Annotated in this window: 26 protein-coding genes; 8 read left to right on the top strand and 18 right to left on the bottom strand. The window is 44.7% G+C overall.

All coding sequences use genetic code 11. The features are described 5' to 3' along the window. The first annotated feature begins 65 nt into the window (after positions 1 to 65). Both porW and IEY13_RS29145 read left to right on the top strand, forming a co-directional pair. On the top strand, positions 66 to 3,002 hold the full coding sequence (gene porW / locus IEY13_RS29150; protein ID WP_188959230.1) for a type IX secretion system periplasmic lipoprotein PorW/SprE: 2,937 nt from the start codon (positions 66 to 68) through the stop codon (positions 3,000 to 3,002). A 67-nt stretch (positions 3,003 to 3,069) separates the two neighbouring features. Then, the gene (locus IEY13_RS29145; protein WP_188959228.1) at positions 3,070 to 5,502 is read left to right on the top strand and encodes a penicillin-binding protein 1A; all 2,433 of its coding nucleotides are present in this window, start codon (positions 3,070 to 3,072) and stop codon (positions 5,500 to 5,502) included. Positions 5,503 to 5,510: 8 nt separating this feature from the next. Here IEY13_RS29145 and IEY13_RS29140 read toward each other — a convergent pair whose 3' ends face one another. Continuing rightward, positions 5,511 to 5,951, bottom strand: coding sequence for a septal ring lytic transglycosylase RlpA family protein (locus IEY13_RS29140; RefSeq protein ID WP_188959226.1), 441 nt, complete (start codon positions 5,949 to 5,951; stop codon positions 5,511 to 5,513). A gap of 120 nt (positions 5,952 to 6,071) precedes the next feature. On the opposite strand from IEY13_RS29140, the gene IEY13_RS29135 reads away from it, so the two are divergent. Further along, positions 6,072 to 6,785, top strand: a complete 714-nt coding sequence (locus tag IEY13_RS29135; RefSeq protein ID WP_188959224.1) for a M15 family metallopeptidase — start codon at positions 6,072 to 6,074, stop codon at positions 6,783 to 6,785. Between the two features lie 7 nt (positions 6,786 to 6,792). Here IEY13_RS29135 and IEY13_RS29130 read toward each other — a convergent pair whose 3' ends face one another. From IEY13_RS29130 to IEY13_RS29080, 11 genes are all read right to left on the bottom strand, one after another. Further along, on the bottom strand, positions 6,793 to 7,794 hold the full coding sequence (locus IEY13_RS29130; RefSeq protein ID WP_188959222.1) for a chorismate synthase: 1,002 nt from the start codon (positions 7,792 to 7,794) through the stop codon (positions 6,793 to 6,795). A gap of 39 nt (positions 7,795 to 7,833) precedes the next feature. Then, complete coding sequence (gene aroA / locus IEY13_RS29125) at positions 7,834 to 9,129, bottom strand: 3-phosphoshikimate 1-carboxyvinyltransferase (protein ID WP_188959220.1); 1,296 nt, start codon at positions 9,127 to 9,129, stop codon at positions 7,834 to 7,836. 3 nt (positions 9,130 to 9,132) lie between these two features. Continuing rightward, entirely contained in the window at positions 9,133 to 10,170 is a 1,038-nt protein-coding gene (gene aroB, locus IEY13_RS29120) for a 3-dehydroquinate synthase (protein ID WP_188959218.1), read from the bottom strand. Further along, a complete protein-coding gene (locus IEY13_RS29115; RefSeq protein WP_188959216.1) occupies positions 10,167 to 10,595 on the bottom strand; it encodes a transposase in 429 nt (142 codons plus the stop codon). Before IEY13_RS29115 ends, aroB begins: the two co-directional genes overlap by 4 nt. Next, the gene (locus tag IEY13_RS29110; protein ID WP_188959214.1) at positions 10,596 to 11,687 is read right to left on the bottom strand and encodes a chorismate mutase; all 1,092 of its coding nucleotides are present in this window, start codon (positions 11,685 to 11,687) and stop codon (positions 10,596 to 10,598) included. It abuts the gene before it with no gap. A 115-nt stretch (positions 11,688 to 11,802) separates the two neighbouring features. Further along, the gene (locus tag IEY13_RS29105; protein ID WP_188959212.1) at positions 11,803 to 13,488 is read right to left on the bottom strand and encodes a DEAD/DEAH box helicase; all 1,686 of its coding nucleotides are present in this window, start codon (positions 13,486 to 13,488) and stop codon (positions 11,803 to 11,805) included. A 32-nt stretch (positions 13,489 to 13,520) separates the two neighbouring features. After that, positions 13,521 to 14,369, bottom strand: coding sequence for a prephenate dehydrogenase (locus tag IEY13_RS29100; RefSeq protein ID WP_188959210.1), 849 nt, complete (start codon positions 14,367 to 14,369; stop codon positions 13,521 to 13,523). 122 nt (positions 14,370 to 14,491) lie between these two features. Next, on the bottom strand, positions 14,492 to 15,664 hold the full coding sequence (locus tag IEY13_RS29095; protein ID WP_188959208.1) for a pyridoxal phosphate-dependent aminotransferase: 1,173 nt from the start codon (positions 15,662 to 15,664) through the stop codon (positions 14,492 to 14,494). A 36-nt stretch (positions 15,665 to 15,700) separates the two neighbouring features. Further along, a complete protein-coding gene (locus IEY13_RS29090) occupies positions 15,701 to 16,531 on the bottom strand; it encodes a prephenate dehydratase (protein ID WP_188959204.1) in 831 nt (276 codons plus the stop codon). A 301-nt stretch (positions 16,532 to 16,832) separates the two neighbouring features. Then, complete coding sequence (locus IEY13_RS29085) at positions 16,833 to 17,039, bottom strand: hypothetical protein (protein ID WP_188959202.1); 207 nt, start codon at positions 17,037 to 17,039, stop codon at positions 16,833 to 16,835. 216 nt (positions 17,040 to 17,255) lie between these two features. Further along, the gene (locus IEY13_RS29080) at positions 17,256 to 17,483 is read right to left on the bottom strand and encodes a hypothetical protein (protein WP_229688065.1); all 228 of its coding nucleotides are present in this window, start codon (positions 17,481 to 17,483) and stop codon (positions 17,256 to 17,258) included. Positions 17,484 to 17,600: 117 nt separating this feature from the next. On the opposite strand from IEY13_RS29080, the gene IEY13_RS29075 reads away from it, so the two are divergent. Together IEY13_RS29075 and IEY13_RS29070 are read left to right on the top strand one after the other, a co-directional pair. Continuing rightward, positions 17,601 to 18,167, top strand: a complete 567-nt coding sequence (locus IEY13_RS29075; protein ID WP_188959200.1) for an RNA polymerase sigma factor — start codon at positions 17,601 to 17,603, stop codon at positions 18,165 to 18,167. Positions 18,168 to 18,170: 3 nt separating this feature from the next. Next, positions 18,171 to 19,274 (top strand): S1C family serine protease, encoded by a 1,104-nt coding sequence (locus tag IEY13_RS29070; protein ID WP_188959198.1) that lies wholly within the window; start codon positions 18,171 to 18,173, stop codon positions 19,272 to 19,274. 80 nt (positions 19,275 to 19,354) lie between these two features. Here the strand turns inward: IEY13_RS29070 and IEY13_RS29065 are convergent, their stop codons facing one another. After that, entirely contained in the window at positions 19,355 to 20,254 is a 900-nt protein-coding gene (locus tag IEY13_RS29065; RefSeq protein WP_188959196.1) for a nucleotidyltransferase family protein, read from the bottom strand. Between the two features lie 43 nt (positions 20,255 to 20,297). Between IEY13_RS29065 and IEY13_RS29060 the strand changes: the two genes are divergently transcribed. Further along, positions 20,298 to 21,221, top strand: coding sequence for a 1-aminocyclopropane-1-carboxylate deaminase/D-cysteine desulfhydrase (locus IEY13_RS29060; RefSeq protein WP_188959194.1), 924 nt, complete (start codon positions 20,298 to 20,300; stop codon positions 21,219 to 21,221). 41 nt (positions 21,222 to 21,262) lie between these two features. Continuing rightward, the gene (locus tag IEY13_RS29055) at positions 21,263 to 22,060 is read left to right on the top strand and encodes a hypothetical protein (RefSeq protein ID WP_188959192.1); all 798 of its coding nucleotides are present in this window, start codon (positions 21,263 to 21,265) and stop codon (positions 22,058 to 22,060) included. Here IEY13_RS29055 and lipB read toward each other — a convergent pair. Next, positions 22,047 to 22,730 carry a lipoyl(octanoyl) transferase LipB gene (gene lipB, locus IEY13_RS29050; protein WP_188959190.1) on the bottom strand — a complete coding sequence of 228 codons (684 nt, stop codon included), beginning with the start codon at positions 22,728 to 22,730 and terminating at the stop codon, positions 22,047 to 22,049. The genes IEY13_RS29055 and lipB overlap by 14 nt on opposite strands. 35 nt (positions 22,731 to 22,765) lie before the next feature. Here lipB and IEY13_RS29045 point away from each other — a divergent pair, with 35 nt between their 5' ends. Then, positions 22,766 to 23,833, top strand: a complete 1,068-nt coding sequence (locus tag IEY13_RS29045; protein ID WP_188959188.1) for an RluA family pseudouridine synthase — start codon at positions 22,766 to 22,768, stop codon at positions 23,831 to 23,833. Between the two features lies 1 nt (position 23,834). On the opposite strand, the gene IEY13_RS29040 is transcribed toward IEY13_RS29045, so the two are convergent. From IEY13_RS29040 to IEY13_RS29025, 4 genes are read right to left on the bottom strand one after another with little or no spacing between them, the layout of a single operon-like run. Continuing rightward, entirely contained in the window at positions 23,835 to 24,767 is a 933-nt protein-coding gene (locus tag IEY13_RS29040) for a hypothetical protein (protein WP_188959186.1), read from the bottom strand. Further along, positions 24,767 to 25,345, bottom strand: coding sequence for a peptide deformylase (gene def / locus IEY13_RS29035; protein ID WP_188959184.1), 579 nt, complete (start codon positions 25,343 to 25,345; stop codon positions 24,767 to 24,769). Before def ends, IEY13_RS29040 begins: the two co-directional genes overlap by 1 nt. 42 nt (positions 25,346 to 25,387) lie before the next feature. Further along, positions 25,388 to 25,801 carry a Holliday junction resolvase RuvX gene (gene ruvX, locus IEY13_RS29030; protein WP_188959182.1) on the bottom strand — a complete coding sequence of 138 codons (414 nt, stop codon included), beginning with the start codon at positions 25,799 to 25,801 and terminating at the stop codon, positions 25,388 to 25,390. A gap of 8 nt (positions 25,802 to 25,809) precedes the next feature. After that, on the bottom strand, positions 25,810 to 26,751 hold the full coding sequence (locus IEY13_RS29025; RefSeq protein ID WP_188959180.1) for a UbiA-like polyprenyltransferase: 942 nt from the start codon (positions 26,749 to 26,751) through the stop codon (positions 25,810 to 25,812). Between the last annotated feature and the right edge of the window lie 8 nt (positions 26,752 to 26,759).

Genomic DNA, 26,759 nt, shown 5'->3' with positions numbered 1-26,759 from the left:
ATAAGCGAAATAAAGATAACGACTTAACCGTTGTATTTTAAAATAATTTCACCGATTTTGCGTGTATGAAGCGAGCCTTTTTCCATTACTGCTGTTTTAGCTGGTTGCTGCTGAGCACCTTAAACGTTGCCTTTGCGCAGCCGGGCTCTACCATCTATCTGAACAAGCCGGAAAAGTATGAAAACAGGAAGCTGGGTTCGGAAAAAACGGAAGACAGAAAATTTAACACCCCGCGCCATATTTATCAGAATATGGTAACACACTATAATTACTTTTTTAACGCCAACAATAAACTCAACGGTGTTATTACCCGCGCCAAAAGCAGCTTTCGCGACGATTACACAGAACTGCTGCCCTTTTACGATTTTACATTGGATGCTACTGCCCAGGAAAAAAGTGAAATAGACACGATTATTTATAAATGCACCGCCGGCGTACTGTTGCACGATTTGCGGAACGACTGGGTAGATGATATGTACCTGCTGCTGGGTAAAACCTATTACTACCGTAAAGATTTTGATTCGGCCACAGATGTGTTCCGGTATATTAATTATGCCTTTGCCCCTAAAGATGATGGCTACGATATACCTATAGGCAGCAACGTGAGCAATAACGACAGCCTGTTCAGCATTTCCACCAATGAAAAAAGGAATATTTATAAAAAACTTACCACCCACCTGCCTGTGCGTAACGAGGCATTGTTGTGGCTGGCGCATACCTATACCGATAATAACCGGGTGAATGAAGCAGCCAGCTTACTGGAGATACTAAAAAGCGATCCGCAGTTTCCTAAACGTTTGCAGAATGAACTGCATGAAGAAATAGCTTACTGGTGCTATACCCAACGCGCTTATGATAGTGCCGCTGTACATCTTATATATACGCTCAGGTACCAGCCTACCAAACAAGACCGTTCCAGAAAAGAATTTTTAATAGCACAGCTGTACCAGCTATCGGGCAACAACGAAAAGGCTACGGAGTACTTTATGCAAAGCGCTTCGCACACCATTAACCCGGTACAGGAAGCCTATGCAACCCTTAACGGTATACGGGTAATGAGCAAAACAGACAAGGCTTTTCTGTTGCAGAAACAAAAGCAATTGCTGCAACTGGCCCGTAAGGATAAATACATTTTATACCGCGATGTTATTTATTATGCCGCTGCACAGGTTACGCTGGAATTACACGATACCGCACAGGCACAGAAGCTGCTGCTGAAAAGTGTAACCGGCAGCACCAACCCGCAGCAACGCAGCGGCAGTTTTATGCTGCTGGGTGATATTAACTACGACAGCAAAGATTACGTGGCAGCACATAATTACTATGACAGTGTGGAAGAAGCCCAACTGGCGCACACTGCCGAAAAAGAGCGCCTGCTGCAACGTAAACCTTACCTTTCTGCCATAGCAGCCAACGTAACTACCATTCATAATGAAGACAGTTTGCAACAGCTGGCAGCACTGCCACCTGCCGAACGTACCGCCGTTGTAAAAAAAGAACTGAAAAGGTTGCGCAAATTAAAAGGCCTGAAAGACGATAACAGCGCAGACAATATTAACCCCGCCGTTCAGATGAATATGACTGCGCCTGATTTGTTTACAGCGGGCAACACCAACAGCGGCGAATGGTACTTTAACAACCCATCGCTTAAAGCCAGCGGTGTGAGTCAGTTTAATACTACCTGGGGCAAAAGGCCCAATGCCGATAACTGGAGGCGCAATGCTGCTATAGACCAGGTAGCTAAAAACATGGCGCAGGCAGGTATTGACAGTTTAGAAGCGGTACAGCAAAATAAATCTGCGGCGTTAGATACCCTCTCTTCCGATGCACTACTGGCCAACCTGCCCATTACACCGGAAAAGAAAGCAGCCTCAGATGCTGCTATTATGAAAGCACTGTTTGATAACGGCAAAGCATTTCAGAACCAGTTGCAGGATTATCCTTCTGCCATTGCAGCGTATACTGAGTTGTTACGGCGTTACCCCAACACGCCTTCCAAAGAAGAAGTGTTGTTAAACCTGTATTACTGCTACCGCCGCTCTGGTAACCACCGGGGGGAAGACTCTACACAGCTGGCTTTACGCCAGGCCTTCCCCAACGGGAAATATGCGCAGATGCTGGACCGGCATATTACCCCTGAACAGGAGCAGGCCAACACGGTTACCAAAACCTACGAGCATATTTACGATCTGTTTCTGGAAGGAAAGTTTGAAGAAGCCAAACAACAGAAAAACACGGCTGACAGTACTTATGGTACTACTTACTGGGCTCCGCAGTTATTGTACATAGAAGCCGTGTATTACATTAAGCAGCAGGAAGACAGTGTGGCCATTCAGCGCCTTACCAATCTGCAAAAAGACAGCACATCGCCCCTGGCTGAAAAAGCTACTACTATGATTGATGTGCTGCGCCGCAGAAAAGAAATAGAAAGCTACCTTACCAAACTACAGATAACACGGGCAGAGGATGAAAACGGCCCTATACTGGCAGATGACTCTCAGTTAGGTACCGCCCGCACCGGAAAGAATATGGTACGCGATTCGCTGGCAAAGCTGATGGATGGTATGCGCCCTATTTCCATTAAACTGGATACAGCGGTAACCATTGTTACGCATAAGGAGTATACTTATAACCAGCAGGATTCGCAATTTGTAATGATTTTGTTGAAAAAGGTGGACCCGGTGTACATAAACGAAGCGCGGAATGCCTTTGACAGGTATAACCGCACCAACTATTATAGCGAGCCTATTGGTATGAACGTAAATAAACTGAACGACAGCACCACCGCTATATTACTGGGGCCGTTTATTAAAACCTTCCTGGCGCTGGACTATATTAACAAAACAAAGCCAAATACGCGAAGCCGTATATTACCATGGCTGGCACCTGATAAATACGAGTACAGTATTATCAGCCCGCAAAACTTAATTCTGCTGGAAGAAAGAAAAGACCTTCCGGTGTACCAGGAATTGTTAAAACTAGCCTTACCGGATAAGTTTTAATGCAGCTTATAGTATAAATTCGTGCGTTGATATTCGAGAAAAATCCAGTACAAACACAAACATTGTGATGAAAAAATCTGTAAAAATACTGTGGTACGTGTTCTTAACCGGCATCGGCTCCGTAGTATTATTGTTCCTGTTAGCTAACTTCGGTTTACTGGGCAGCATGCCTTCTATAGCCGAACTGGAAAACCCCACCGCCTCTCTGGCCAGTCAGGTATATGCCGAAGATGGCACCCTGATGGGCAAATATTACCTGGAAGACCGGGTAAACGTAGGTTTTAAAGATATCAGCAAGCATGTTATAAATGCACTGGTGGCTACTGAAGACGAACGTTTTTATGAGCATAACGGTGTAGATCCACGCGCACTGGGAAGGGCTGTTTTTTCGCTGGGTAGTGGTGGTGGTGCCAGTACCATTACCATGCAAACAGCTAAAAACCTGTTTACCGAAAACTGGGGTACCCAAAACAAAGTAAAGCGTGTAATACAAAAGATTAAGGAAAGCATTATTGCCATAAAACTGGAGCGCAACTTTACCAAGGATGAAATTATTACCCTGTACTTAAACACAGTACCTTATGGTGATAATATTTATGGTATCCGCAATGCTGCCAAAACCTTTTTTCAGAAAGAACCCGACCGCCTGAGTGTGGAAGAGGCTGCTATGCTGGTAGGTATGCTAAAGGGTGGTATTTACAACCCACGCCGCTTTCCCAAACTGGCTATGGACAGAAGGAATACGGTGTTAAACCAGATGGTGCGCAATAGCTTTTTATCTGTAGCAGAGGCTGATGCCCTAAAGAAAAAACCCATACGGCTGAACTATAAAAAAATGGATGAAACCGCCGGTATTGCCCCTTATTTCAGAATGATACTGGGTGAGGATATGAAGAAATGGTGTAAAGAGCATAAGAAACCAGGCGGCGGTAATTATAACCTGTATAAAGACGGGCTGAAAATATATACTACCATTAACCCCATTATGCAGCAGTACGCCGAGGAAGCGCTGGCAAAACACTATAGCAGTATGCAAAAAGTGCTTGCTGCCCAAAGCGATATTAAAAGCGGTGCTGTATGGAAAGGGCATGATAATATATTAGAGGCGGCAATGAAACAAACCGACCGCTGGAAGGCTGCGGAAAAAGACGGTACCTCTGCTGCTGAAATCCGCAAATCGTTCTTTGTTAAAACACCTATGCGTGTGTTTGCCTGGAATAACAACCGCAGCATAGACACGGTAATGACACCTTTTGATTCCATTAAGTACCACAAACAAATGCTTCAGGCTGGTTTTATGGCCATGGACCCGTTAAGGGGTGATATTAAAGCCTGGGTAGGTGGTATTGATTTTAAAACCTTTAAGTACGACCACGTAAATATTAATACCAAGCGCCAGGTTGGTAGTACTATGAAGCCTCTGTTGTATAGCCTGGCTATAGAACAAAACGGCTTTACCCCAGGCACTACGGTAGAAGATGTGCAGCAAAGCTTTGGCAGCTATGGCCAGGTACCGGCAACTACTGCCAGCTGTTCCGGCGCAAGCATGCCTATGTGGAAGGCGCTGGCCCTTTCTAAAAACTGTGCTACTGCTTATATTATGAAGCAATTAGGCCCTCAGGGTAATGATGGTGCCAAGCGGTTTGTAGAGTTTTTGAAAGAGTGTAACGTACAAACAGATGTGCAGCCCTTCCCTTCCATTGCGCTGGGTAGTGCTGAAATTTCGTTGTATGAAATGATGCAGGCTTACAGCATGTTCCCCGGCAGAGGCTTTAACGTAAAGCCGATGTACATTACGCGTATTGAAGACCGGAACGGAAACGTGCTGCAAACATTTATACCTGAGCGTAAAGAAGTAATCAGCGATGTTACTGCTTATAACGTGGTAGAAATGATGCAGGGTGTAATGAAATTTGGTACCGGCCGCCGTATGTGGAGCTATGATGTAACCGGAGAAATTGCCGGTAAAACGGGTACCACCAACGATAACAGCGATGCCTGGTTTATGGGTTATACGCCCCAATTACTGGGTGGCGTTTGGACGGGTTGTGACGATCGTTTCATCCGTTTCTCCAGTACGGCTATGGGCCAGGGTTCTTCTGTGGCGCTGCCGGTTTGGGCTTACTTCTACAACAAAGTTTTGAACGATAAATCATTGTCAATAGATACCAAGGCCACCTTTGTAAAGCCGGAAGCGATGACCAACGAGTCATTCTCCAGCTGGGAATCTTCTACTTCCCTTCCTAATGAAGTAGAGGGTGGTACCAATGGCTCTGCTACTGACTATGGTGATGATGGGCTTCCCCCTCCCACCCCGGAGAATATTGGTGGCGAAAGCAAACCGCCCGTAAACGACAATAACAATCCATCTCCTACCGGAACCAAACCACCGGTAGATAATAAGCCTAAGCCAGCACCTGCCAATAAACCGGCAGGCCCGGCAACAACGCCGCCTCCGGCCACGCCAAAGGCAGTTTTGCCTAAAAAGGTTACTAAGTAAGAAGTATTTTATTCTGTAGTGCCCTCAGGAACCGCCACTACCTTTACGCGAACAATGCCGCTTTTAATAAAAGAAAGTTTTTCGGCAGCTGCATAGCTAAGGTCAACCACGCGGCCCCTGAGGGCCATTTTTTTGTGCATACGGTCGTTAATACGTACTATGGCAGATTTACCATTGCGCAGATTAATTACCCTTACCCAGGTACCCAGCCTGAAATGATTACTGGCTGCTGTAAACTTTGCATGGCGGAAAGTTTCGCCGGTAGCGGTTTTAGTACCTTCCAGGCTTTTGCTGTAAAAGCTGGCAATACCATAAGCCACCTTTTCATCTCCTACATCTGTACGGGAAGTTTTTTTTGCAGAGCCTACTTTGGCCACAGCACTATCAGTCTGTGCCTGTATATGGGCTGTAAAAAATAAACAAACTGCGAAAGCCAGATACTTTTTCATCCGTTCGGTTTTTAATATTACGGTTTACAACGCCTTTTTTTGTTAGCTTAGTAAATCCGTTTTTAAAGGGGTTCAGGTACCGGATGTACCATTTTATTACTTCTGGTTATCATTACAGATATGAAATGTAAGCATTCCTTTTCTATTCCTATAATCTGCATGGCGCTCATTTTCTATCGCGCTGAGGGGCAAACGCCAAATATTATACCACAAAACAAGGATGGGCTAACGGTGGTAACCACCTGGGTAGCCTACGAAAAAACGGTACAGGCCGATAGTAATAACCGCATGGTGCCTGTTCAGCAATATGTTACGCCGCTGCTGTCAGATATACAATATGCTACCAATAAAAACTTTACCAAAACAGTATTGTACACCCAACCGCTGTTACTGGTACGGTTACCCGTTGCCAGGGCATTGCGAAAGGTACAGCAGCAACTGGCCCCGTACGGGTTATCCATTCTGTTTTATGATGCTTACCGGCCTTATGCCGTTACCAAAAAAATGTGGGAAATAGTACCGGATGAAAGATATGCTGCCAACCCCGCCAAAGGTAGTGGGCATAACCGGGGCATAGCCGTGGATATAACACTGGCCGATTTGAAAACCGGCAAACCTGTTGCCATGCCCACCCCATTTGACAATTTTACAGAAAAAGCGCATCATAACTACCAGCAATCAGACAGTGCCGTGCTGGCTAACCGGCTGTTGCTAAAAAACACTATGGAGCAAAATGGCTTTACAGCGCTAAGCACCGAGTGGTGGCATTATCAATATAAAAAGTCCAGCACAGCTTTCGCCATACTGGACCTTCCGTTTTATCTGTTTAAATAGCAGAGAATTATTTAATCACCCGGCCAATATGTTGTTCCAGCAACAGCAAATCGGCAAATACCATAGCTGTTACAGCCTCCAGCACCACGGGTACACGCAGGGCTATACACAAATCGTGACGCCCTTTTACAGAAAAGCTTTCTATCTGGTCTGTTTCGCTGTTCCAGGTATGTTGCTCTTTAGGCGTGGAAGAAGTAGGTTTAATAGCAATGCGGAATACTACTTCGTTGCCGTTAGTTATACCGCCCACTATGCCACCTGCGTGGTTGGTTACGGTTTTACCGCTGGCATCTTCAATAGCATCGTTATGCGCTACTCCAAACATACGGGCAGAGGCAAAGCCGGTACCAAACTCAATACCGCGTACTGCCGGTATGGCAAATGCGGCATGCGCCAGTAAAGATTCTGCACTGTCAAAAAACGGCTCGCCTAAACCAATAGGTAAACCCTTTACACTGCACTCTACAATACCACCAATGCTGTCTTTGGCATCAATGGCACGTTGTAATCCTTTTTCCAGATCTGCTTCGCCACCAATTTCTTTAATTACCGCTTCTGTGGTAATGTTTAAATGTTCCAGTAGTTTTTTGGCAATTACTCCGGCTGCTACCAGGCATACCGTAAGCCTGCCGCTGAAATGGCCGCCACCACGAAAATCTTCAAACCCTCCGAATTTCTTACCAGCTACAAAATCGGCATGTCCAGGCCGGGGTACTGCCCTTTGCTTCTGGTAATCGCCGGAACGTGTATTGTTGTTTTCAAACAGTATCGTCAGCGGTGCTCCTGTGGTGGTATCGTTAAATACACCGCTTTTAAAAATAGGCAAATCAGTTTCCTGGCGTGGCGTGGTGCCTTTCTGCGTACCACCTTTCCTTCTCTCTATATCTGGCAGAAAATCTTCTACACGTAATGGCAAACCTGCGGGTATGCCATCTATATTAATGCCTACTGACTCGCCATGCGACTCTCCGAATATGTTTACCTTAAAAAGACGTCCAAATGAGTTCATAGTCTTTCCCCACCGGGGTGTTTAAAGTGAGCAATCAAATTATTGTACGCTTACGCCCAGCTTTTTCAGATGATCGTAAAAATCAGGGTACGACTTGCCAATGGCATCCGCTTCTTCAATTGCTGTTTCACCTTCTGCTTTTAAGGCAGCTACAGCGCAAGCCATAGCAATACGATGGTCGTGCCGGGAATGTACGGTAGCACCTTCTACTCCTTCCCCACCTTTTACCAGCATAAGATCGCCCTGTAATACTATTTCCACGCCCATTTTGCCAAACTCGTCCTGCAGCGTTAATGCGCGGTTACTTTCTTTATGGGTTAAACGGTTAACGCCTTCAATAGCTGTGGTGCCATTGCAATAAGCTGCCAGCGCTACCAGCGGCGGAAACAAATCGGGGCAGTCGGTAGCATCAAAATGAAAAGGCACCAGATCTCCATTTACAGGAGGGCCAACTTCAATACTATCTTGTTGCACAGAAAGTAAACAACCACAATCCATCAGCGCCTGTAGAATGGCTTTATCTGCCTGGGTAGAAAACGGATCAAGACCCTTTACCACAATTTTACGCTCTGCGGCTATGGCACCTGCCACCAGCAAAAACGCACCACCGCTCCAATCGCTTTCTACGGTATAATAAACAGGCTCTTCGTCTATTTCTTCTGTTTGTTCCTGTGCCGGAAAGTAAAACGACTCATAATTCCTGTTTTCAGGAACAGTTAAGCCAAAGTCTTCCATCACTTTTAAAGTAAGGTCGATATAAGGGCGGCTTTTCAGGTCTTTAACCACAATAGTAACATTGCTGGCTTTAGCTGCGGCATATGCCATCAGTAAACCAGTTAAAAACTGAGAGCTTAACGAGCCGTCAATTTCTATGTTACGGGGTTGTAACGGCCCTTTTATAACCAGCGGCAGTCTGCCATCGTTCGATTGAATATCCACATCCAGTGAAGGCAGCGTATCATCAAAAAAATCCATAGGCCGGGTAACCAGGCTCCCCTCACCATCAATACGGATGGCTGTGGGGTTCAGCGCCACCAGCGGCGCAAACATGCGTATGCCCAGGCCACTCTCACCACAGTTTACCACACTGCTTACGGCATTTACGCCATTACTCTGAATAACCAGTTGTTCCTCATCAACAGAAACAATAGTAGCACCCAATGCCTTTATTACCTTCAGTGCTGCTTTATCGTCATTAGAATGTCCGGGGTTATCAATTACACTCTCTCCTTTTCTAACCAGTGCCGCTGCACAGGCACGCTGCATAGAGCTTTTAGAGGCAGGTGCGGTAATAGCACCTGTTACGGTTGAGGGTTGTATAGTAACTAAGTTCATGTATTATAAATTGGAAGGTTGTGATAATCGGGTAACTATGGGTTCTATCTGCTGCACACTCAGCGGTACCACCACTCCTTTGCCGGGTTTATCCAGCAATACATAATGGATTACATCTTTCACGCGCTTTTTATCGCTTTGCATTACCTGCATGGCTTTGGCAGCATCAAAAGCAGCAAAGGTGGGCAACCCGTATTTTTCAATCAGATCAACCACGCGGGCAACATCTTTAAACTTCCGGTATTCGGCAGATAAAGCGGCTGCCACTACCATACCCAATGCTACTGCCTGGCCATGCGATAACTCATAGCTGTTTTCAATAGCATGCCCCAGGGTGTGTCCGAAGTTCAGCAGCTTTCTATCGCCCTGCTCAAACTCATCCTGCTGCACCACTTTGCTTTTTAGTAAAGCATTGCGTTGTATCAGTTGGTTCAGCAGGTCTTTATCCTTCTGAAAAGCAGACAGTTTATGTTGCTCCAATAATCCAAACATGGCGGCATCTTTAATACAGGCATGTTTGATAATTTCAGCAAAACCGTTAATCCACTCTTCTTTAGGTAATGATTTCAGCAGCGAATAATCGTACAGTAAAAACGAGGGTTGCCTTATCAGGCCTACCATGTTTTTATAAATACCTACGTCAATTCCGTTCTTTCCGCCAATAGAAGCATCTACCATAGCCAGTATGGTGGTGGGTACAAACCCTACCTGTATACCGCGCATATAAATGCTGGCTACATAACCGGTAATATCGGTAACAACACCGCCGCCCACGCCTACCAGAAATGTTTTGCGGTCGGCACCTGCTTCAATCAGTTCCTCCACAATAGCATCTACTGTGGCCTGCACTTTAAACTCTTCGCCGGCCTTCAGCACAATCGTGCGCCAGTTTTTAAACCTGCGCGCATGTTTGGCGTATATATTTTCATCGGTAATAATAAACGTATTGTCAGGCGCGGTAAGCTGGCCCAACTGGTCAAGCGATGAATCGAAGTAATAGCTGACAGTTTGGGAAGAGAAAGTAATTTTCTTAGTGGTCATAAATGCGCATTCAGTTTATCAAACGCCTCCAGTTCCTGCGCCAGTGTTTTACCGGCATGAAACTGCTCCTGCTTCACAATGTAATCTGTTACTTTATCAAGAGTGGTAGGGCTAACAGAGTAAGCTGCATAAAACTCACTCCATTCAAATGGCTGTAGCAGCAACTTATTTTCGTTTAACCAGAATGCCATTATTTCTTTCAGCTGCTTAATAATGCCTGACAGGTTTTGTACAGGCATCATTTTAAACAGGCAGTGTACGTGATCGGCTGCGCCGTTCACAATTACAAGCTGAATTCCTTTAGCAGTAGCTTCCTGCTGCGTGTGCGCAAACAAAACTTTACGCACAGGCAACGAAAGTAATGGCTGGTTATCTTGTACCGCCCAAAGGGCATGTATGTATATATAAGATTTGTTGCCAGTCATCTAGGAATTCATAATCCGGTTCTGGTGGTTGATACTTTCCATGTGCACCGCATCAAAGTATTTGGTGATGAACTCTTTGCTCAACCCTTGTTTTTCACCTTTGGCAAATGCTCTTTCCAGAATCTCGTTCCAGCGGTTGGTTTGTAAAATGGTAATGTTGTTGTCTTTTTTGTACTGCCCAATTTTCTCAGCCACTTTCATACGCTGGCCCAGAATCTGCATCAGTTCATCATCCAGGTGGTTAATTTGCTGGCGCAGTTTTTCCAGTGCGGCATGATATTCTTCTGAAGCTACATCTTCTTTTCTCCAGGTAATGTTATCCAGCATTTCTGCCAGTTTTGCAGGGGTAACCTGTTGTTTGGCATCGCTCCACGCGTTGTCAGGATCTATATGAGATTCGATGATTAAACCATCGTAGTCAAGGTCAATGGCTTTCTGCATTACATCCTGCAGAATATCTCTGCGGCCGCAGATGTGTGAAGGATCGTTGATGATCATCAACTCCGGGTTACGGCGCTTCATTTCAATAGCCAGATGCCACATAGGTGCATTACGGTACTCAGTGTTACCATAGCTGCTGAAACCGCGGTGGATAAGGCCAATCTGATTAATACCGGCTTTAGCAATACGTTCAACCGCACCTAACCACAATTCCAGATCGGGGTTAATGGGGTTTTTAATTAATACAGGTACATTCACGCCACGTAAAGCATCTGCCACTTCCTGAACACTGAAAGGGTTAACGGTTGTACGTGCACCAATCCACAGTACATCTACATCAAAATGCAGTGCATCTTCTACCTGCTTGGCAGTAGCCACTTCCACCGCAACGGGAATACCTGTAATTTTTCTGGCTTGTTGTAACCATGGCAAACCTTTGGTTCCAATACCCTCAAAGCTACCCGGGCGGGTGCGGGGCTTCCATATACCGGCACGCATAATATCTACTTTGCCGGTTTTGTGCAGTTCTGTAGCAGTTTGCAGTACCTGTTCTTCCGTTTCGGCACTACAAGGTCCTGCAATAATCAACGGACGTTTACCCCATTTTTGCTGTACCACTTCTTTCAGCGTGGCTGCATTTGTAGCTTCCATATTATTGTTAAGTTGAATGGTTAAAAAATATCAGCGCTAACAGGTTTAATATCGCAATAATAATTGAACCCGGCAGACCCTGACCACAAGTCAACCATTCAACTTAATCGCTCCATTAACGACTATTAGCGTCGTTCATTCTGATTCTTCTTCCTTTATAATTTTTACCGTCAATGGCTTTAATCATTGCACCGGCCGAACGCTTGTCTATCTCTACCCAGCTGTTCATTTCCTTCATATCAATTCTGCCCAGTACGTCTTTTTTCAGGTCGCTCATATCCAGTATAAACTGTAAAAAGCTCGCCTTGTAAAATCCGTCTTTCGTACCCAGGTTAACAAACAGGCGTGCATAATCGCCACCACCGGCATTGTTATACTCGCGTCTGCCGCCTTCGCGTCCATCACGGCTGTCGCGTCTGCGATCCTGACCGGCACCACCCTGTGCATCTCTGCCACGTACCTTGCGGTCGTCAGAACGTACATTCAGGTCTGCAGAATTTTCGTAGTACTTCAGGAATCTGTCAAATTCCATAGCAGCTACACGTTTCAGTACTTCTTCTTTAGTTACATCAGCAAACTTCTCTTCCAGCATGGGTACATACGTTTCGTAATCGCCATGGGTAATATCAGCCTGCAGTAATCTGTCCATAAAAGAAAAGAACTGTTTGCGGCATACATCTTTACCAGATGGTATTTCCAGTTTATGGAAAGGCGCCTGTACAATTTTCTCAATCTGACGCAGCTTGAATAACTCTCTGCTGTGTACAATGCTCATACAAACCCCTGTGTTACCCGCTCTGCCGGTACGGCCGCTTCTGTGTGTGTACACTTCCACGTCATCAGGCAGTTCAAAGTTAATAACGTGTGTAATGCCCTGTACGTCAATACCTCTTGCAGCAACGTCTGTTGCAATCAGCAACTGCAGGGTTTTATCACGAAACTGGCCCATCACCTTATCACGCTGTCCCTGTGTTAAATCACCGTGTAACGCATCAATGTCGTAACCTTCCCGTGTTAAACGCTCTGTTATTTCCTGCGCGTCGGCCTTGGTTCTGGTAAAGATGATACCATAAATGCCAGGGTTAAAGTCGATCAGTCTTTTAAGCGCCTCATAACGGTGTTGCGCGGCTACCACAAAATACTGGTGATCGATGCTTTTATTGGCAGTGTTCACCTTGCCTACCATTACCTCTACCGGCTCGTTCATATAACGCTTGCTCACCTTTCTTATTTCAGGTGGCATGGTAGCACTGAACAACCAGGTGCTTTCGCGTTGAGGTGTATTCTTCAGAATAAATTCAATGTCGTCCTGGAAACCCATGTTCAACATTTCATCCGCCTCATCCAGTACTACGTATTTGATTTGTTCCAGGTTGATAGCCTTACGCTCAATCAGGTCAATTAACCTGCCCGGTGTAGCCACTACAATCTGAACGCCTCTTTTTAAGTCGCGAATCTGCAGGCCAATGGAAGTACCTCCATATACAGCCGTTACAGAAATGCCAGTCATATGTTTTTTAAAGAGCTCTATTTCTTTTACGATTTGCAAACACAACTCGCGGGTTGGACAAACCACCAACGCCTGCGGATGTCTTGCCTGTGAATCAACCACGTTTAACAGCGGTAAACCAAATGCTGCAGTTTTGCCCGTACCAGTCTGTGCCAGACCAATAAAATCCTTTGTGCCCCCTAATAATACAGGAATAGCCTTTTCCTGTATTGCCGTGGGATTGACGAAACCCAAATCACTGGTAGCCTTTACCAGTCTCTCGTCCAATCCCAAATCTGCGAATGTTATCATGAAATTCAATATTTGCCGCAAAGGTAACCTATTCAGCCTCTATTCAGCACTTTCCTTATCTTATTGGCGTTTTCTATTAATTCCTGCAGGTATTCGTAGTTCTCTTTTTCTAAACAAGCCTTAAATTTTCGCAGTTGGGCAATATGCTCATTTAACACATCTAACACATTTTCCCGGTTCTGCCGAAAAATAGGCACCCACATATCAGGATTACTCTTTGCCAGGCGCACTGTACTCTCAAAACCACCGCTCGCCAGTTCAAAAATGGCATCCTCTTCCCGCTCCTTTTCCAGTACCGTGTTGGCCAGCGCAAAGGAGGTGATATGCGAAATATGGCTTATGTATGCCACATGCACATCGTGGTCGGCCGCGTTCATGTACACAATATGCATTCCCAGCGCGTTGTATACTTTTTCAACCAGTGTAAGCGCATCTGCATCGCACTGCTCTTTGTCGCATATAACCGTAGCTTTATTGGCAAAAGCCCCGTGTACTGCGGCTTCCGGGCCGCTGAACTCCGTACCCCACATAGGGTGGGTAGGCACTACACGACCCCGTAAAGGAGAATCTGCAATCACTTCTGCTATGCCCTGTTTGGTAGATCCCACGTCCATAATCACCTGCTTTCCGGTAATCAGCAGCAGCACCTGCGGCAGTAACTTCAGGCAGGCGCCTACAGGAACTGCGAGTATAATCAGGTCTGATTGCGGCACTGCTTTTTCCAATGTCGTCACTTCATTTACCAATCCCAGTTCCAATGCTTTTTCTGCATGTTCCGTGCTGGCATCAACCCCTATTACACGGGTAGCCATCCCTTTTTCCTGCAGCGCAAGCGCCATAGACCCCCCAATTAACCCTATGCCTATTACTGTAACTACCATATTTCACATATCAGAAATGAACAATTCAACCTTAAAAAAATATAAAAGCCATCCAATAAATTAATCGTTAAATTTTATGCTACAGGAACCTGATACCCGTAAAACAGGTGCTTTTGCTCCTCTTATTGCTTCATTCTGCGGATAGCTTCGTCAAACCGATCTACCGAACCGCAAAGGCTGATGCGTATATATTTATCGCCATTACTGCCAAAAATGCCACCCGGTGTTATAAACACGTTGTTAGTATACAGCACCTTATCACTCACCGCATATCCATCTTTTTCACCTGCCGGTATAGCCGCCCATATAAACATACCTACCTGCTCTTTGGAGTAGCTGCACTTCAACAAATCCAGCAGTTCATACACCTTCTCTCTTCTTTCGGCATATGTTTTATTCACCTCATCAAACCAATCTTTACCCAGTGAAAGCGCTTTGGCTGCTGCCAGCTGCATAGGTAAAAACATACCGCTATCCATATTGGTTTTAAAACGCAATACCTCTTCAATACGTTGCTTAGAACTGCATAACACGCCTAAACGCCAGCCCGCCATGTTGTGCGATTTGCTGAGTGAATTTAATTCTATTACCCGGTCCTTTGCTCCTTCTATCCTTAGTATACTGGCAGGAGAATCGTTCAGTATAAAGCTATATGGGTTATCGTGAATAATCAGAATATCGTGCTTCGCGGCAAAGTCAATCAGTTGCTTCCACAGCGCTGGCGTAGCCTGCTGGCCCGTTGGCATATGCGGATAATTTACAAATATGCCACGTACACCTTTATAAGGTGCCTGTGCATACTGCTGAATCAACTGCTCCAGCTTTTCAAAATCAGGCATCCAGTTATTGCTGTCCTGCAAATCATAATATACAGGCGTTGCTCCGGAAAGCTTTACCGCACTGGAATACGTGGGGTATCCGGGGTTGGGTACCAATACCGCTACCCCTTCTTCAAAGTAGGTCATGCATATATGCATAATCCCTTCCTTGCTGCCTATCAGCGGCAGAATTTCCGTATCCGCATTCAATGTTACCCCATACCACTGCTGATACCAGTCCGCAAAAGCCTTACGCAATACCGGCGAACCTTTGTAGTTCTGATAACCGTGTACATTGTTTTTAGCACTTTCTTCCTGCAATACCTTTATTACATCAGGATGTGGCGGTAAATCAGGACTGCCAATACCCAGATTAATAATATTCTTTCCCTGTTTATTCAACTCATCAATCTCTCTCAATTTGGTAGAGAAATAATACTCACCTATTCCATCGAGCCTTTTTGCAGTTGCTATCATAAAAAGAATTGTATAATGATTGGTATTATATAAGTTTTACACGGTTTCACCTTTGCGGTAAACGCCATACACATTTACCTCTTCTGCCAGTGGTTTAATAGCATCAATTACGCTTTCAAATTGCTCCAGCGTATCAAACTCCATATCTGCATGAAAGCTGTACTTCCAGTCACTACCCGGTATAGGAAAGCTCTGTAGTTTGCTCAGGTTAATGCCACCCGCAGCAATAGCCGTTAACACGCGCGCCAGGCTTCCCCGGGAATGATCCGTTTCAAAATTTACAGATGCTTTGTTGGCATCTGCCACCGGCTGCGCTTCTTCTTTGCGCTGTAGCACCAGAAAACGGGTATAGTTGTTCTTAAGTGTATGAATGTTGGGGGCCAGCATTTCCAGGTTAAACAGCTCTGCAGCGCGCCGGCTGGCAATGCCTGCTGCATGTTTGTTTTTGTGCTGTGAAATATGTTTGGCACTTAAAGCGGTGTCTTCTGTTTCCACCAGCTTCCAGTTATATTTTTCCAGAAAAGCTATGCATTGTAATATGGCCATGGGGTGTGAATGCACTTCACGTATATCTTCCAGTTTAACACCAGGGTTTACCAGCAGGTTCTGGCGTATTTGCAGGTATACCTCTCCGGTTACCCGCAAATTACTTTTCTGCAGCAGGTTATAGTTAGGTAGAATGCTGCCGGCAATAGAATTTTCTATAGCCATAATACCGCCTTCGCTGTCTTTTTTATTAGCAGCAATTTTTACTACCTCTCTAAAGGTGGCACAAGGTATAACCTGTACGTCTTTACCAAAAAACTGTTCTGCAGCTACCTGATGAAAGCTGCCTTCGTAACCCTGGATGGAGATTCTTTGTGCCATAAAACAAAAAACTCCCGGCTTTTAGACCGGGAGTGTATGCTGATTGTTTTTAATTTTCATTTAGACAATACAACCCGGTCTACTTTGGGTAAAGTAGTAAAAAAAGAAAAAGAAAAAGTTGTATGTGCCTTTTGTTATCATTACTCCTCAAAAGTAAGCATAAAGTAATTCCATCCAAATTTCTTTTGTAGTCAATAAACAATTGTTCGTTTATTAACGATTTTATTTCACCAAAAGGAACATGCAGGGAAACAAAAAAGCCACCTCGCATGCGGGTGGCTCTGTAGCAAAGACGCTAAAATTAGTGCTTTACTGAATCTTTAGCAGCGTTAGCTGAAGAGTCGATAGTTTTAACAGTGCTGTCAGCAGTTGCTTTAACTGAATCTTTAGCAACGTTTGCAGAAGAATCAATAGCATTTGCAGTTGAATCAGCAGTAGCTTCTTTAGTATCACCACTACCACAGGCTGCGAAAGCGCCCAGAGCCAGAACGAATAACAGTTTTTTCATCGTCAATTTTTTTTGTGTTTGAAGGAATTTGATGTTTATACCCTTTTTTGAAAAAGGTAACCCCGCGAAGATGCACTTTTTTTAGATTTATAAAAAAAGAAAGCCCTCCCTAAGACTAAGGACGGCCTCTAACGATTGCTTGCCATATGAAAAACTTTCTAACTACCCATTAGCCTGCAAGCCGGCTTTTATAAAAGCGGGTAGTTATATAATTAATTAGTGCTTAGCAGCAGAATCAGCAACTGGAGCAACTACAGCAGCAGAATCAGCTTTAACAGTTGAATCAGCAGTAGGAGCAACAACTGGAGCTGGAGTTACCAGAGAATCAGTTTTAGTAGAATCAGCAGTTGCTTCAGTGTTAGAACCGTTACCACAAGCTGCGAAAGCTCCCAGAGCTAAAACGAATAATACTTTTTTCATCGTAGGATGTTTTAATAATTTCATGTTTATACCCGTATTTAAAAAAGGTAACCTGCCTTTTTCCATTTTTTCTGAAAAAAATTTCAGGTTTTATTTTGGGTTACTTTTACCCCCTTCGGGTATTAAAAACTATAGTACAACGTGAAAGCGGAGAGCAACGAACAAGCTTTACTGAAAGGACTGGCTAACAATGATACAAAAGCCATTGATACCATATATAAGGACAACTTTGGTATGATACAGGCTTTTATATTGAATAATAATGGTACGTACGATGATGCAAGGGATGTTTTTCAGGAGGCTATGATTACCCTTTACGAAAAAGCAAAGAGCGAATCGTTTGTGCTCACGTGTCAGATCAAAACCTATATCTACTCTGTTTGCAGAAGACTGTGGTTGAAACGGTTACAACAGGCTGGCAGATATGTTTTGCAATCTGAGGCAGTGGACGATCTGGTACCGGTAGAAGAGGATATGGATATTCATGAACGGCGGAATGCAGAGTTTTCTATTATGGAAAGGGCTTTAAACAGCCTGGGAGAACCCTGTAAAAGTATTCTGGAGGCGTATTACCTTAAAAAACAGGATATGAATGAAATAGCCGCTTCGTTTGGGTATACCAACGCCGACAACGCCAAAAATCAGAAATACAAGTGCCTGATGCGTTTGAAGAAGTTATTTTTTGCTCAATATAATATAGGAGACTAATTAATGGAAGATATTCAGTTAATAGAGGCAACTGAAAGGTATCTGAACGGTACCATGAGCGAAGCGGAGAAAACTGCATTTGAACAATTACGTAAAAATACCCCTGAGGTAGATCAGATGGTGGTGGAACATAAACTGTTTCTGCACCAGATGGATGCTTATTCCGACCACCGTAACCTAAAACAGGCCCTGCACGATGCGCATAGCCGCCTGGTAGATAAAGGCGATATTTCAGAAAACGGCCGCAGCAACGGCAAGGCAAAAATTGTTCAGCTATGGCAAAAATACCGGAGAGTTACTGGTATAGCCGCCTCCATTGCAGGTATTACTGCATTGGTAATCAGCTGGATGGTAGCTGCCCTCTCCCCCAACGCCAACAATACCCGCATTCAGCAACTGGGTCGTGAAATTGAACAGATTAAACGCAACCAGCAATACCAGGGCGTTAAACTAAACGAGGTTGAAAACAAAATACCAAAAGGTACCACGTTAAAAGGAGGTGGTTCTGCCTTTCTGCTGGACAGCAAGGGCTACCTGCTTACCAATGCCCACGTTATTAAAGATGCCAAAGGCATTCTGGTGGTAAATAAAGGCAAAGAATACAGCGCCAGCGTTATTTATGCCAATGCTGCACAGGACCTGGCTATTTTAAAAATCAACGACTCCGATTTTACCACGGCCGCTCAGTTACCCTACGGTATACGTAAAAACAGCTCTGAGTTAGGCGAAGAAATATTTACGCTGGGCTACCCACGCAACGATATTGTGTACAATATGGGCTACCTCAGTTCCAGAACCGGCTTTGAGGGCGATTCCAGCAGCTATCAGATATCGCTGCCTGCTAACCCAGGTAACTCCGGCGGACCGGTATTTAACAAAAACGGCGAAATCATTGGCGTGTTAAGCACCCGCCAAACGCAGGCCGAAGGTGTGGTATTCGCTATTAAATCAAAAGGTATTTACCAACTGGTGGATGAAATGAAAAAAGCAGATACGGCTACCAAACGTATAAAACTGCCCGCCGGCTCTAACCTGAAAGGGGTTGAGCGCAGGCAGCAGATTGCAGAAATAGAAGATTGCGTGTTCCTGGTTAACGTGTACAACTAAAACCGGCACCTTATAATATTGAAAGAGCCCCGTTGATTATCAGCGGGGCTCTTTTATTAGTTCGATTACTGTGTGTTATATTAAGACCACAGGCTTGGAGGATAAGCTCCGGATTTTACCTGGGCGTCAATGCTGGCTTTTACAACCGGAGCATCTTCTTTGTAAGTAACACCAAACCATTTAGCGTCGGTGGTAATTACGTCAATTACACCATGACCATCTTTAATAAAGCGATCAGCTACGTAAGGCATCAGAAACTCTGCTTTGGGGCTGTCCAGGTTTGCATCCAGGAACTGGCCAAACAGGCTTTCACACAAATCAATAAAATTAGCGTCGAAGCAGAAGAAGTTCATGCTCACCTGTGTATTAGAACTCAGTTCGCCTTTACGGTCACCTTCTTCAAATACAATTTTATCGCCTTCTCTGAATACTTTGGTATGCTCGGTTACACCCTGCATTTCATTGTTGCTGCCGGTACTTAATACACCACGGCTTACGCTTCCGTTTTCGCTCAGGGTGTTTACCAGGTGGTAAGCCACTACCGCATATTCTTTAGCATTACACTTGTTCTGTAAAAAGTCATATGCCTTTACAAAAGCATCTGCTCCGTAAAAGTCATCAGCATTAATTACAGCAAAAGGCTCATTTACGGTGCCTTTTAAACATAACACAGCCTGGCCGGTACCCCAGGGTTTTGCTCTTTCAGCAGGCACCTTACGGTCGCCCACAAAAGCAGTCAGACTCTGAAACACATACGCTGTTTCAATTTTACCTTTTAACTTCGGCTCAAATATGGCCTTGAAGTTTTCGGCAAAATCTTCTCTTATAATAAATACGACTTTCTTAAAGCCTGCACGAATAGCATCATAAATGGAATAATCCATAATGGTTTCACCACCGGGTCCAAAGGATTCAGTTTGTTTCATGCTGCCGTAACGACTGGCCATTCCAGCTGCCAGTATAACGAGTGTGGGTTGCATAAGATATTTTTTAAACTTTGCGAAACTAATTGAAACGATCTACGTGTCCAATATTAAATTTAACAGCATTACAGCAGATAACCTGCACTTTAGCCAGGTAAATACGCAAACGATTACGGCCAGCTGGCTCAAAAGCAGTAGTTGCGGGCTTCATGTATTGCGGCTGGATAAGTTGCATCCGGTTATAAGTGGTAACAAATGGTTTAAATTACAATATTATCTGCAGCAGGCCACCCAATATAGTGCCAGAAAAATAGCCACTTTCGGCGGAGCCTACTCTAATCATATTGTTGCTACTGCTTTTGCATGCTATTTACGACAAATTCCCTGTGCAGGTTTTATCAGAGGCGAAGCAGCCCAAACGCTTTCTCATACGCTGTTACAGGCAAAGGCGTATGGTATGGAGCTGCACTTTGTAAGCCGGGAGGCTTATAAAAACAAAGTAGCTATACAGGAAAGCAATCCGGATTATTACTGGGTAAATGAAGGTGGATATGGACTGCCAGGTGCCCAGGGTGCAGCCACTATTCCGGATCTGGTGCCTGATATAGAAAATTATACACATATCATAGCAGCAGTAGGTACTGGCACTATGCTGGCAGGCTTATGCAAAGCCGCTCCTCCCCACCAACAGATTATAGGTATCAGTGCTATGAAAAATAATACCGCCTTACAACAACAGGTACAGGCTTTGCTGGATACGCCCGATAACCGGTTTACCATTTTGCACGATTACCATTTTGGCGGATACGGCAAACATCCGGCAACGTTAATCAGTTATATACAGCAATGCTGGCAGCAATACCAGCTTCCGCTGGATATTGTATATACCGGTAAAGCCTTTTTTGCAACAGAACATTTGATAAAAACACATACTATCCCGCAGGGTAGCAACGTTCTCTTTATCCACAGCGGCGGCTTACAGGGCAATCTGTCGCTACCGGCGGGTACCTTACCATTTTCATAACTCGCGCAAGCCTATCTTTGCGTGCAAATAGCAGGAAACGGATGTTGAAAAAAACTTATGCCTTACTGATCTGGATGATGACCTTAGCAGCAGCAGCGCACGCACAGGACACTTTACCCAATTTTACCCTTAGAGATTTAGGACAGAACAGAGTTAGTATCAGTTGGGTAAATCCGTTTGAAGCTTGTATACAGCTGAACGTACAACGCTCGTTCGATAGTGGCCGTAATTTCAGAACCATTTTCTCCACTCCTTCACCAGAGTTGCCACAGAACGGTATTGTAGATGCCAAAGCACCGGCTCCTAAAATGTACTATCGGATTTTTTACGTGCTGCAAGGGGGCGCTTATTTTTTTTCGCCTGCTAAAAGAATAGGGGAAGGATTTGCCAATACCAACCTGCTGGATTCCTCCGCCAATAACCTGGTAACGATTAAAAAGAACGATACGGTGCTTACCCGCATCCCGTTTTATCAATACAAACGCTTCCGCGACTCTATCATTTACAAAACCAAAGACAGCCTTTTTGCCATAGGGGAAGATGAAATTATTATTAAGCCTTTCATTCCCCAACCTCCGGCCTGGCGCCCCAGCATATACCTGTTTACCAACCGGGAAGGCTATGTAATTATGCACCTGCCCGATGCGCCGCAGAAGCATTATAAAGTAGTTATTTTTGATACCGACGGTAAAGTACTCCACACCATTAATAAGGTGAAAGAACCACAGTTAACCCTGGATAAATCAGACTTTATACATGCGGGCTGGTTTAGTTTCGACCTTTTTGAAGATGGAAAGCTGAAAGAGCACAATAAATTTTATATCCCTAAAGAATTTTAACCTCAAACACTTTTTCAAAGTTGCGCTTTACCGCTGCTTTAAATTCTTCCATTGATACCGGGTGGCCCAGCTCTTTTTCCAGCGAGGTCACCTGCTTATCCTGAATACCGCAAGGCACTATATAACTAAAGTAGTCCAGGTTGGTATTTACGTTAAAAGCAAAGCCGTGCATGGTTACCCAACGGCTGCACCGGATGCCCATGGCACATATTTTACGCTCGCGGCCTTTTATTTCTGCATCTATCCATACACCGGTTTCTCCCGCACTTCTCTCTCCTTTCAGGCCATATTCCGCCATGGTGAGTATAAATACTTCCTCCAGGCTACGCAGGTACCAGCCCAGATCCGTTTTAAACTGCTCCAGATCTAAAATAGGGTAGCCTACCAGCTGACCGGGACCGTGAAAAGTTATATCTCCTCCCCTGTTAGCGTGGAAAAACTCAATTCCTTTCTCTTCCAGCCCCTCTTTAGGCAGTAAAACATGCTCCGGTTTGCCGCTTTTGCCCAGTGTGTATACCAGCGGATGCTCCGTAAACAGCAGTTTGTTTTCTACAGGCTCGTTCCGTTCGGCAGATTTCCGGCTAACACCTTCCTTTAATAATCCTTCCTGATAATCCCATACTTCCTTATAAGAGCGCATGCCCAGGTCTTCAAAAAAAACGGCTTTCATACTGCAAAAGTACGTACTTCCCCTATTTTTGCGGCATGGCAGAAGAGTTAGACATACCCCAGGAAGATACTCCCGATGAGGTGTATGAGCGAAAAGTGTATAACGTTGATAAAGGGCAGGAACCCATGCGTATTGACAAATGGGTACACATTCGCCTGGAAGGCGCCAGCCGCAACAAAATACAGAATGCCATTGAAGCAGGTTTTTTAACCGTAAACGGCAAGCAGGAAAAGAATAACTACAAGGTTAGGCCAGGGGATGAAATTGTGCTGATGAGCCTGGTTAACCCCGATACTACCGAGGTTAAGCCCGAGAATATTCCGCTGAACATTGTTTATGAAGATGATGCCCTGATTGTGGTGAACAAGCCGCCGAACATGGTGGTACACCCCGGCGTGGGCAACTACACCGGCACCTTATTAAATGGTATTGCTTATCATTTATTACAACAAAAGCCCGATCTGCTGGAGGATGACCTGCCCCGCTATGGTCTGGTACACCGCATTGATAAAAACACCACTGGCTTACTGGTAATAGCCAAAACCTCCGAAGCTGCTGCCCACCTGGCGAAGCAGTTTTTCAATCACACTGTATCACGCAGGTATGTGGCGCTGGTTTGGGGCGATGTGGTGGAAGACGAAGGAACGATAGAGGCGCATATTGGCCGCCACGAACGTTTCCGTAAAATGTTTGCTGCTTACCCCGATGGCGAAACCGGTAAACATGCCATTACCCACTATAAAGTATTAGAGCGCTTTCATTATACCACACTGGTGGAATGTGTACTGGAAACAGGCCGTACGCACCAGATACGTGTTCACATGAAACATATTGGCCATACCCTGTTTAACGACTGGGAATATGGTGGCGACAGAATTTTAAAAGGAACGGTGTACACCAAGTACAAGCAGTTTGTAGATAACTGTTTTGATATTTGCCCACGCTGTGCCCTGCACGCCAAAACCCTGGGCTTTATACACCCGGTAACCAGAGAGGAAATGTTTTTTGAAGCTCCGGTGCCTGATGATATACAGCAGGTGATGGAAAAATGGAGAACCTACGTAAAGGCAAAAGCAGGCCAGATAAGCCGCGAAGAAGAGTAGATTAACTTTTAAAATCAAATAAGGTTGCAGTAAAGCGGGCTCGTTCCCGCTTTTTTAATATCACTCCAAAGTTGCCTTTGTAGCGTAAAACAGAGGGCACCAGCAAATCGCCTATTTTAGACATTTCCACCTCCATGTTTACATCAAAGTCATACACACCGGCTTTGTAACTGAGCGAGTAGTTTCTGGCCATCACCTCCATAGTGGTAGCATCAAACCAGGTGGTCATGTTATCTACCACAATATCATCTTCTCTAAACATTCCCAGGTTTTCTTTGGGCTTAATAGAAAACACATAGGCATAGCGGCCTTTGTATTCTGAATAATCCAGCCGGTAATCGTACAGTTTATGCGCCCGGTTATCGTATAAATCCAGCTTATTGCCAATGAAAGGAATACCAGGTATTTTTTTACCGGGGTTGAAGAACAGCATTTTCAGCTGCTCCTTATGTTTCTCCATGCCCGATTTGCCTTCGGTAGTAATGGAGCCGCCTTTTACAATGTTATTCTCCCCGCATATCCGGCCTTTGGTTAAGAAAAGACTGCCATACATCTGGCCGGTGAGGTAATTGAAGTTGCTATCATTATCCAGAAAGTCGCCGGTGGTTTGCAGTTCCTGTACTTCCGTGGTGCGGCAACCGTCTGCACGGTGTTGTTTTGTTTTACTGAAATAACTGGCTTTCACCTTGTCATTTTTATCCAGCATTACAATATCATTCAATGCAGCAAACTCTATAATCCGCAGGTTGCGGAAGGCTTTGTAAAAAGTAGTATCGTTTTTTATACGTTCCAGCAAGCCTTTGTAGTCCATGTTATTACGTACCACTACTTCCTGCAGCGTAAAGGCATGCTTATCTATATAAACAGTTGTATCCTGGGCTTTGGCGCACCAGGATACAATCAGTAATATTATTATAATGCAGCTAACCCGCATTATTTAGAAAAGGTCATTTTATAGTCCACCCGCACTTTGCCCTTGCTAATGTCGTTCAGCTTGCCTTGCAGCAGCTTTTTCCTCAGCGGTTTCAGGTAGTCTATAAACAGCTTGCCCTCAATATGGTCGTATTCATGCTGAATAACACGGGCAGTAATACCGGTAAAAGTTTCTGTATGCGGCTTCAGCTGTTCATCCAGGTAGGTAAGCGTTACTTTTTCAGGGCGCATTACATCTTCCCGTATTTTAGGAATACTCAGGCATCCTTCGTTATAAGGCCATTCCTTACCTTCCAGTGCAGTAATATGTGCATTAATAAACACCTTTTTAATACCAGGCTCATCAGCATATTGGCCTTTTTCATCGTCTTCCTGGTTTTCAAAAATCTGCGCACTATCTACTACAAACAAACGAATGTCACGGTTAATCTGCGGAGCGGCCAACCCTACGCCATTGCTCGCATACATGGTTTCCCACATATCGGCAATCAGCTTCTGCAAATCCGGGTAGTCAGCGGTTATATCCTGAGCTACTTTTCTTAAAACGGGCGCTCCGTAAGCAACAATTGGTAAAATCATATACTAACTTAAACAAATTTCAGGTTTCTGTTATTGTAAATACTATCCCAAACTTCTCATATACTCCTGCAGCATAATGGCAGCAGCAATCTGGTCTACATTTCCTTTTTTCTGCCGGTCTTTCTTCTTCATCCCCATCTCTACCATGGCCTGCGATGCCATTTTAGAGGTATATCGCTCATCCACCATCTTCACCGGCATGGCAGGAAACTCTTTAGCCAGCCGTTTTACAAAGGCATTCACCAATGGGGTGGCATGCGTATCGCTCTCATCCCAGTTTTTAGGCTCTCCCACCAGTATCAGTTCCACCTGCTCCTGCTGAAAATAGTTTTTCAGAAAAGGAAACAGTTCTTTGGTGTCTACCGTGGTAAGGCTGGTGGCAATAATCTGCATCGGGTCTGTTACTGCCAGCCCCGTGCGTTTACCGCCATAATCTATACAAATAATACGGGCCATCTGTTGCTTTAAAAAATCAAAATATCGGCAATTACCAGTACACCAAACACCACACTGGCTATACCGTTAGCCGTCATAAAGGCAATGTTCACCTTACTCAGGTCGTTCGGTTTAACTATAGAATGCTGGTAAATCAGCATCCCCACAAATACGGCAATACCAATCCAGTATATAAAATGAAAATGACCGTAAATACCTGCCGCTATAACACAACCGGCGCTGAGTATGTGCAGCAGTTCAGATACACGCAAAGCCCTTGCTTTACCCAGTACGGAAGGAATAGAAAACAGATGTTGACTCTGATCAAACTCTACATCCTGCAAGGCGTAGATAACATCAAAGCCGCTTACCCAGAAAATGACTGCCAGAGAAAACAGAATGGGTAGTAAATCAAAATTGCCCATCATGGCAAGAAAGGCGCCAATGGGTGCCAGTGATAAACCCAGCCCCAGCACTAAGTGACAAAGCGGGGTAAAACGTTTGGTATAACTATAAAACAAGATTACAAATAAAGCAACGGGCGACAGGTAAAAGCAAATGCGGTTAATAAAAAAAGCCGCAGCCACAAACAACACACAGTTCAGAATTACAAAGCGCAGCGCACTGTTGGCCGAAATAATGCCTTTGGGAATTTCGCGGATAGCCGTACGTGGGTTTTTGCCGTCAAAGCTTCTGTCCAGATAGCGGTTAAAAGCCATTGCCGCACTACGGGCGGTAACCATACACACCAGCACCAGCAAAAAACGCATACCTACTGCCCGGTACGATAAGGGTATCTGATATTTATCCAGAAACTCACGGGTAAATGTTACAAACCGGCCTGCATCCACCGCTGCGTTAATATCCAGCCAGGTTCTCAACCCCAGAAAAAAACCAATCATAGCAAAAGGCAACGCAAAAATGGTGTGCGAAAACTTCACCAGGCTCAGGTAATTCTTTACAGTTCCCATATATACTG

Source organism: Filimonas zeae, assembly GCF_014641615.1.
GTDB lineage: Bacteria > Bacteroidota > Bacteroidia > Chitinophagales > Chitinophagaceae > Filimonas > Filimonas zeae.
Note: the sequence above shows the minus strand (reverse complement) of the source record. Positions and strands in the feature narration are given on the sequence as shown.